The organism is Paralcaligenes ureilyticus (assembly GCF_004346225.1).
Taxonomy (GTDB): domain Bacteria; phylum Pseudomonadota; class Gammaproteobacteria; order Burkholderiales; family Burkholderiaceae_B; genus Paralcaligenes; species Paralcaligenes ureilyticus.
Genome location: NZ_SMAJ01000001.1, coordinates 500,518 through 508,635 on the forward strand (window position 1 = coordinate 500,518; position 8,118 = coordinate 508,635).

At 60.6% G+C, this 8,118-nt stretch carries 6 protein-coding genes; 2 read left to right on the forward strand and 4 right to left on the reverse strand.

Annotated elements, in window-relative coordinates:
* Window positions 1–16 precede the first annotated feature (16 nt).
* A complete protein-coding gene (locus EDC26_RS02340; RefSeq protein WP_207915037.1) occupies window positions 17–937 on the forward strand; it encodes a methyltransferase domain-containing protein in 921 nt (306 codons plus the stop codon).
* 543 nt (window positions 938–1,480) lie between these two features.
* Here EDC26_RS02340 and EDC26_RS02345 read toward each other — a convergent pair.
* Genes EDC26_RS02345 through rsmB form a run of 4 tightly spaced genes read right to left on the reverse strand, consistent with a single transcriptional unit; the run spans window position 1,481 to window position 6,436 of the window.
* A complete protein-coding gene (locus EDC26_RS02345) occupies window positions 1,481–2,164 on the reverse strand; it encodes a response regulator (RefSeq protein ID WP_132579628.1) in 684 nt (227 codons plus the stop codon).
* Between the two features lie 19 nt (window positions 2,165–2,183).
* A complete protein-coding gene (locus EDC26_RS02350; protein WP_132579676.1) occupies window positions 2,184–4,508 on the reverse strand; it encodes a sensor histidine kinase in 2,325 nt (774 codons plus the stop codon).
* The gene (locus tag EDC26_RS02355; protein ID WP_132579629.1) at window positions 4,505–5,086 is read right to left on the reverse strand and encodes a DUF4390 domain-containing protein; all 582 of its coding nucleotides are present in this window, start codon (window positions 5,084–5,086) and stop codon (window positions 4,505–4,507) included. Before EDC26_RS02355 ends, EDC26_RS02350 begins: the two co-directional genes overlap by 4 nt.
* A gap of 48 nt (window positions 5,087–5,134) precedes the next feature.
* Entirely contained in the window at window positions 5,135–6,436 is a 1,302-nt protein-coding gene (gene rsmB, locus EDC26_RS02360; protein WP_132579677.1) for a 16S rRNA (cytosine(967)-C(5))-methyltransferase RsmB, read from the reverse strand.
* Window positions 6,437–6,615: 179 nt separating this feature from the next.
* Between rsmB and rimO the strand changes: the two genes are divergently transcribed.
* Entirely contained in the window at window positions 6,616–7,932 is a 1,317-nt protein-coding gene (rimO, locus tag EDC26_RS02365) for a 30S ribosomal protein S12 methylthiotransferase RimO (RefSeq protein ID WP_132579630.1), read from the forward strand.
* Window positions 7,933–8,118 lie beyond the last annotated feature (186 nt).

Genomic DNA, 8,118 nt, shown 5'->3' on the forward strand with positions numbered 1-8,118 from the left:
TTATCGCGACCAGCCGATGCGCGCACCAATATCACAGCCCCCCACCCTGCCCATAGACCCATCCCACGTTACCTTGCAATTTGCGCGCCGCAGCCCCCTGGATGCGGCACAGTTTCTGTACGGCGAAGTGGCACAGCGCATGTTGCGGCGCCTCAGCTACATACGCCTGAGCCCCACTGACGTACTCGATGCCGGATGCGGCGCGGCACATGCGCTCGAGCCCTTGCGCTCGCGCTATCCGGACATGCATTACACCGGACTGGACGCCTGCGCCCCCTTGCTGCAGGTCGCCACGCAACGCTACGCATCCAAACCAGGCTTATGGCAAAAGCTGCGCAACAAGCCCACACAAGAGGTGCATTTCATCCAGGCCGACCTGGCCCAAAGCGGCCTGGCCTCCGAAAGCCAGGACCTGGTCTGGTCGAACATGGCGCTGCACTGGCACGCCGAGCCGCACAACGTGCTGGGCGAATGGCAGCGCATCATCAGAAACGGCGGGCTGGTCATGTTTTCCTGCCTCGGCCCCGGCTCGCTGCAAGAACTGCGGCGCGCATTGAGCGAAACAGGGCTTGCGACCGCCACGCCCAGTTTCGTCGACATGCACGACTTCGGCGACCTGCTGATACGCCGAGGTTTCGCCGATCCGGTCATGGACCAGGAAATTCTCACCCTGACGTATCGCAGCGCCGAAAAGCTGCTGGAAGACGTACAGGCGCTGGGCGGCAACCCCAGCATAGGCCGCACACGCGGGCTGCCTGGGCGGCAGTGGCGCAATCGCCTGCTGGCCGCGCTGGAAAAACAGCGCCACCAGGACGGCACCATACACCTGAGCATGGAAGTCGCCTACGGCCACGCCTGGCGCCTGCCGGTGCGGCGATTCATCCCCGGCGAAGCACGCGTGCCAACGGAGTCGATCAAACGAAAATCGACGCCGTGAGAGAGGCGGAGGCGTGGGAAAGATGAGAGTTGCGGGGAATGGCAGCCCTTGTGGCTACCAAAACCGTTGATAACCGAGGCGATATTTATTGGACGCCGATGCCACCCACAAGGGGTGGCGCTACATCAGCGACGGTCACGTCAATCAAATTCATTGACGGTCAATTATCAACAATCTCCCAATCATCCAACGATCGAGCGTCGTGGGCGGTTAAGGTGGGGCGGGCGATTCGGGCACGCCGCGCGCAGGGCCGGATTCGGGGATCCAAGGCGTGCACTGTTTGGGTGGGACGTTTGCGAATAGCCCAGTGGGCTATTCGCCCCACGAGTTCGCACGCCGCCCCGAAGCCGGTTCTGCGCGCGGGAAGTCATGGCGCAGCCATGACCGTGACCGTCAGAGCCCGATCCGCCTTAACTGGCCACGACGCGGGGCTAGAAGGTTTATGCGGATAGGGCGATATCAAAAGAATGCCACCTGCAGCGAATGCCACCCACAAGGGGTGGCGCTACGAGGGTGGCGCTACAAAGGTGTACGACGGCGGCGCTAATTGTTTTTCTTGCGCGACGAGTCTATGCCCAGTTGCTTTAATTTCCGATACAAATGGGTGCGCTCAAGGCCGGTCTTTTCAGAGACGCGGGTCATGCTGTGATTTTCTCGCCCCAGGTGGTATTCAAAATAAATACGCTCGAATTCATCGCGTGCATCGCGCAAAGGCTGATCGAGCGGAATGCTGCCCAGCAAAGAATTGCCGGCGTCATTGACACGCTCGACAGGCTCCGAGACAGGCGCCGCCGCGTGAGGCGGGCCAAATTCGGAGCGCTTTTCCGGCAAGCGCGCCATAGCCGCCATACCTGGCGTAACCACCGGCCGCGCCAGGCCTGCCGCAATAGTCTTGAGCAGCTTTTGCAAAGTAATGGGTTTTTCAAGAAAATCGACAGCCCCGATACGCGTAGCCTCGACGGCCGTGTCAACGGTGGCGTGTCCGCTCATCATAATGACCGGCATATCGAGCAAGCCCTGCGAGCCCCATTCCTTCAACAGACTGACCCCGTCCGTATCAGGCATCCAGATATCGAGCAAGACAAGATCGGGACGTGCACGCAAACGCGCGGCCCGCGCTTGAGCCGCGTTTTCGGCCAATTCGACCGTGTGCCCTTCGTCGTAGAGAATCTCGGACAAAAGCTCACGTATCCCTATCTCGTCGTCAACCACCAGAATTCTGGCCATATAGCGTCACCCTTCTTTTTTACGCATTATCGTTCCCCTGCGCGTCTACGTCCATCGCAGGCGATGAAACAGCAAGACGGTTCAAGAGAATGGAAACGCGTGCACCACCTTCACGACGGTTGGAAATATCAATCCGACCGCCGTGCTCCTCGATAATTTTTTTCACGATAGCCAAGCCCAGACCCGTTCCCGCTGCCTTGGTTGTCACGTAAGGCTCGAATACCCGGGGCAAAACCTGCGACGCAAAACCCGGACCATTATCCGACACCGTCAGGCGAACGGCCGGATGCTCGGCGCCCTCATTCGTGCGTGAATGCGTCAGTGTAGTCTGTACGTAAATACACGCATCCGCCAAAGGTTGTTCCTGACTGGCGGCATCGCGCGCATTGGCCAGCAAATTGTGTATGACCTGCCGCAACTGAGTCGGGTCGCCCTCGACGATGGGCAGGTCGGGGTCAAACTCGACATTGACCCTGACGCTGTGCCCGTCGTCGCGCACCGCGCCGCCGCCCGCGTCCCAGCCGTACAGCAGCAGCACCTCAGCAATCAGCTCATTGATATCGATATGCTGCATCTGCGCCGGCGGCGTACGGGCGTACTCACTGAAATCGTCCACCATCTGTTTGAGCGACGAGACTTGATTGACGATGGTATTGGTGGAACGGATCAGCATGGCGGCATCAGCCTCGTTCAGGCGATCGGCCAGTTTCACCGCAAGCCGCTCGGCGGACAACTGGATGGGCGTGAGGGGATTCTTGATTTCATGAGCCAGGCGGCGCGCCACCTCGCCCCAGGCCACCGTGCGATTAGCCGAAATAACCTCGCTGATATCGTCGAACACCACCAAATAGCCATTGTTGCGGCCATCGACGCTCAACCGCGTGCCACGCGACAGCAGCGTCACCACATGCTTCTTTTTCTCGTTGTCCATTGCGGCTTCGACCTCGAGCTCGAACTGCTGCTGCCAATACAGGCGCTCGGATCCCACGGCGGTGTGCGTCACAAAGGCCTGGCGTATTAGCTTGGACAGCTCAAACGCGCCGTCGACCGTCTCGAGCGGACGGCCCTTTACCGAGCGCAGGTCGGTAAGCAAAATGGCTTGCGCGCCCTGGTTGAACATCGTTACCCGAAAGGCTTCGTCAAACACCAGGACACCCGAGGATAAATTGCTCAAGACCGATTCAAGATAGACGTTGGACCGTTCAAGCTGCTGCCGGTTGCTCTCCACCATGTGCCTGGCCTCGTCGAGCTGGCGCGTCATGGCATTAAAAGAACGTGTCAGTTGCCCAACCTCGTCTCTTTCCGGAGGCTCGGGCAAAGGCCGGTAATCACCCACTCCCACGGCCTGCGTTCCAGCCGCCAGGGAAAGAAGCGGCCGCACCAAACGGCGCGACAAGGCCAGTGCGACCACGATGGCTGCGAACACGGCCAGAATCAAAGCCAGGGTCAGCGTAATCCCATAGAGCTTGCGCAAGCCCATCCGCGACAAGGCCAGTTCTTGATAATCTCGAAAGCCCTGCTGCACTTCATTGGCATTGCGCGCAATCTGTTCGGGTACAGGCTGAATCACCTGCAGCCACCGCACATCGGGCGCCACACCCAAGGCCGAGGTGAACCGATCCGCGGAAGTCAGTGGAATGACGACTCGCAGGCGCAGCCCCGTGTTCTCGCTGGCCGGGTCCTGCCCTTTCTCATCGTAGGTCTCGGCAGCCGAATAGTTGCGCGATACCCGTAGCTGATTCAAGACACTGGCCGGCGGGACATCGGGCAATAGCCGCCCATAGGACGAAGACGAAAACGCCACTGGACGGCCGCTGCCTGTAAAAACCAGAGCCTCCGCCACGCCGCTGGCTTCGCGCAGCCGCGTAATGGCGAGCGTCATGTCGGAATCGCCCGAATTGCCCAGCTTGGAAGCAATATCTTTGGCCCGAGCGGTGAGGTCGGCCAATTGAGAGTCGAGCGCCGCGCGTCCCAGATTCAAACCGGCCTCAAGCGCGGTGTCGACCCGCACGTTGAACCAGGACTCGATGGACCGCGACATGAACTGCACCGACAACACATAAATCAGGGCCCCGGGCAAGACACCAATCAGGGCGAATGACAGGGCAAAGCGCGCCGTCAGCCTCGAACCGAACTGACGACGGCGAATCTGGCGCACCAGCCGCCCAGACAGCACCAGCACCCAGAAGATCAGCGCAACGGCAAATACGCCATTGAGCAGCAGCAGGGTGTCGTATTGCTGCGCGTAGCGCGACGCGTTGCCCGTGGACCAGACGAGTAGTCCAAGCAACGCCAAAGCGCTGATCGCCGCAACGACCAGCGCCAGCCGAAGCCCCCATTTCAGGAGGGATCGGGCTTGCCAGCGGAGACCGAAAATGTGAAATCTTTCCATGGAGTCGCTAAAGACCAGGCATTACTGCTGATTGCATCGATTTGAAAAGGACGAGCCAGGCGCGACGTATCGAGCCGCAGCCGAATCTGCCCGTGGTAGACGTGCTCCGGATCCATGCTGCGGGTGTCGATAACATCCCAGCCACGGATATGGCGTATCAATGACAAGGAGTCATCCAGCGATGACTCGGGCAAGGACAGGTCGCCCGTTCCAACACGCCACTGCCGCGTCAGGGCGTTATACACAATTCGCCAGGTGCGCTGCTTGTCGACCAGTGTACGGTCGAACCACCACCAGCGCCTGGAGGTGATTTTCAGATCGGCGGTGAAATAAATGGGCACACCCTTTTGCGCCGCATTGCGCAACTCGCGGCTGACGTCGAACTGGATGTCGGCGTCGATATACAGCTTGCCGTCGCGCGCGACCGGATCTATCTTGACCACCTGAGCCGGCTCGGCCGCCCACGCGCAGTCTACCTGGGACGCAAGGCCGACGGATAAAACCAGAAAAAGCAGAACTCGAACTATCATCGGGCACCCAAACACGATACACAGCAGCAGACCGCTATTTTTGACGACTCAAGGCGACTTGGCAAACAAGGCGTAAAAGAAACCATCATACAGACTGATCCGGCCGGCATCGGCCAGCGGCAATATTTGACCCGGCGCCGGCAAACGGGACGCCTCGGCATGGCGCTTTAAAAACTGCTCGGCCTGCCGCTCTCCTTCCTGTGGAAAAATAGAACAGCTTGAATACAGGAGACACCCTCCCGGACTCACCGTTTTCCACAAGGCATCGACTATCTTGCGTTGCAGGCCGGCCGTTTTGGCCACATCGGCCTCGCGCCGCAGCCAGCGTATATCGGGGTGCCGGCGCACAATGCCCGACGCCGTACACGGCACATCGGCCAGCACGGCATCAAAGCCGCGGCCGTCCCACCAGGAGTCCAGATCGGCTGCGTCGGCACAATGGAGCGTCACGCCAGGCCTCATCAAACCCAAACGCTGCAGATTCTGCTCGACCCGCTCCAGGCGGCCCGCATCGGCGTCCAGCGCCTGCAATTGAACATCGGCCCATTCCAGCAAATGCGCCGTTTTACCGCCCGGCGCCGCACAGGCGTCGAGCACCCGCATGCCGGGCTTCGGATCGATCAGGCCCGCAGCCTGCTGTGCTGAGGCATCCTGCACCGACCACCACCCTTGCGCAAAACCCGGAATTTGCTGCACCGGGCGAGGATGGCCCAGCACCAGGCCCGCCTCTCCAAGAGGCTGCGATTCGAGGCCTGCCGCCTCCAGGGCTTCCTGCATCGCCGCCTGCGACGAGCGGCGCAGATTGATCCGCAAGGTCATCGGGCCGGGCTGATCAGCCGCCTCCAGCAACCGTTCCCATTCCTGCGGGTAGGCATGTTGAAGCTGCTTTATCCACCAGGCAGGATGGTTCCATCGGGCCTCGGGCTGTTGCAGCACCTGCGCCAGGATCGCCTCTCTTTCACGCAGAAAACGCCGCAGGGTTCCGTTCAGCAAGCCTTTGTACGTCCGCATTTTGCGATGGCCGGCGGCCGCTTCCACAGCTTGATCGACCACGGTATGCACGGCATAGACCGGTATATCGCGCCGCAAGGGTTCCCCGGCCTGAGCGAGCGCCTGACAGGCCGTGTCGAGCAGGGCAAGCGCCACCAGCAACAAAGCATTGAACAAGGGATAAGGGGGCGTGCGCTCCACCAGCATCCCGCTTACGGCGCGTACCAGCCCCAGACGGCGCATCACATGAAAACTGATGGCCTGGCTGGCGGCACGCAGCTCGCCAGGCGTGGCCGCCAGGCTGTCCGACAAGGAACTGCCCGACAGCACCGCATCGACGTTGTGCGCGCTTGACAGCATGGTATCGGACAAGGAAATTCGGGACAGCTTGGAGGAGGATTCGGGCACGAGCAATAACACCTTTGGCGAGAGGTTCTGTAGCGGACTTTATCACCAAATCGCGGCCAGGCTGTCGGTAACGGGCCATACCCGTTAAAATTCCCCTCTTTAGCGAGCCTGAAGGCTCTACGAGGTTATTCATGAGTTCCCCGAAAGTCGGCTTCGTCAGCCTGGGCTGCCCCAAAGCGCTGGTCGATTCCGAACGCATCCTGACTCAACTGCGCACCGAAGGCTACAGCATCACGCCGGACTACGACGACGCCGACGTGGTGGTGGTCAACACCTGCGGTTTCATCGATAGCGCCAAGGCCGAGTCGCTCGAGGCGATAGGCGAAGCCATCGCCGAAAACGGCAAGGTTATCGTCACCGGCTGCATGGGTGTGGAAGAGGCGATGATTCGCGACCTCCATCCGGCCGTATTGGCCGTGACGGGCCCCCAGCAGTACGAGCAGGTCGTGCGCGCGGTGCATGCCGCGGCACCACCCGATCTTCAGCATGACCCCTACGTCGATCTGGTGCCCCCGCAAGGCATCAAGCTGACCCCGCGCCACTATGCCTATCTGAAGATTTCCGAAGGCTGCAACCATCGTTGCAGCTTCTGTATTATTCCGTCCATGCGCGGCGACCTCGTCAGCCGCCCCATCGGCGATGTCATGGGCGAGGCCCAACGCCTGGTCAAGGCCGGGGTGCAAGAGTTGCTGGTCATATCGCAAGACACCAGCGCCTATGGCGTTGACGTCAAATTCCGCAGTGGCTTCTGGAACGGCCGGCCGATCAAGACCCACCTGACCCAGTTGTGCGAAGCCTTGTCCGAGCTGGGCGTATGGACCCGCCTGCATTACGTCTACCCCTACCCGCACGTCGACGAAGTGATCCCGCTCATGGCGCAGGGCAAAATCCTGCCCTACCTGGATATCCCGTTCCAGCATGCCAGTCCGCGTATTCTGAAGGCCATGAAGCGCCCCGCGTTCGAAGACCGCACCCTGGCGCGCATCAAAAAATGGCGCGAGGCCTGTCCCGATCTGACCTTGCGTTCAACCTTTATTGTCGGTTTTCCTGGTGAAACCGAGGCCGAATTCCAGTATCTGCTTGACTGGATGTCCGAAGCGCAACTCGATCGCGTGGGCTGTTTTCAATATTCGCCCGTAAAAGGCGCCAGCGCCAATCAGCTTCCCGACCCTGTGGCCGATGAGGTCAAGCAGGATCGCTGGGATCGCTTCATGGCGCACCAGCAGGCCATTTCCACCGCGCGCCTGGCCCGCAAGGTAGGCCGTGAGATCGACGTGTTGGTCGACGAAATCGATACCGACGGCGCCATCGGACGGTCGAGCGCCGATGCGCCCGAAATCGACGGCAATGTGTTTGTCAGCGGCCAGCGCAAACTTAAACCCGGCGACAAAGTGCGTGTGCGGGTTACCGGCTCGGACGAATACGATCTTTACGCCGAAACGATTTAAGGCGTTTTCGGTTGAAGCGTTTACGGAATTGAACGCGTTTCGCGTCGCTGTTTTTTTGAGCCGTTTTGGGTGGTGAGGTCGTTCTATTAAAACGCCGCAGGGCGAGGGGTGGGTACCGTCCGGTCCGTCCAGCGGTCGGGGCGCTGCGCGCTCCGACTGCCCGGGTCTGCCTCGTCCAGGCGGGCG

Excerpts from the sequence above, each read along its gene's own strand:
- EDC26_RS02340 (WP_207915037.1), top strand. The coding sequence starts at position 17 with ATGCGCGCACCAATATCACAGCCCCCCACCCTGCCCATAGACCCATCC.
- rsmB (WP_132579677.1), bottom strand. The coding sequence starts at position 6,436 with ATGCTGTCAAGCGCGCACAACGTCGATGCGGTGCTGTCGGGCAGTTCC.
- EDC26_RS02355 (WP_132579629.1), bottom strand. The coding sequence starts at position 5,086 with ATGATAGTTCGAGTTCTGCTTTTTCTGGTTTTATCCGTCGGCCTTGCG.
- EDC26_RS02345 (WP_132579628.1), bottom strand. The coding sequence starts at position 2,164 with ATGGCCAGAATTCTGGTGGTTGACGACGAGATAGGGATACGTGAGCTT.
- rimO (WP_132579630.1), top strand. The coding sequence starts at position 6,616 with ATGAGTTCCCCGAAAGTCGGCTTCGTCAGCCTGGGCTGCCCCAAAGCG.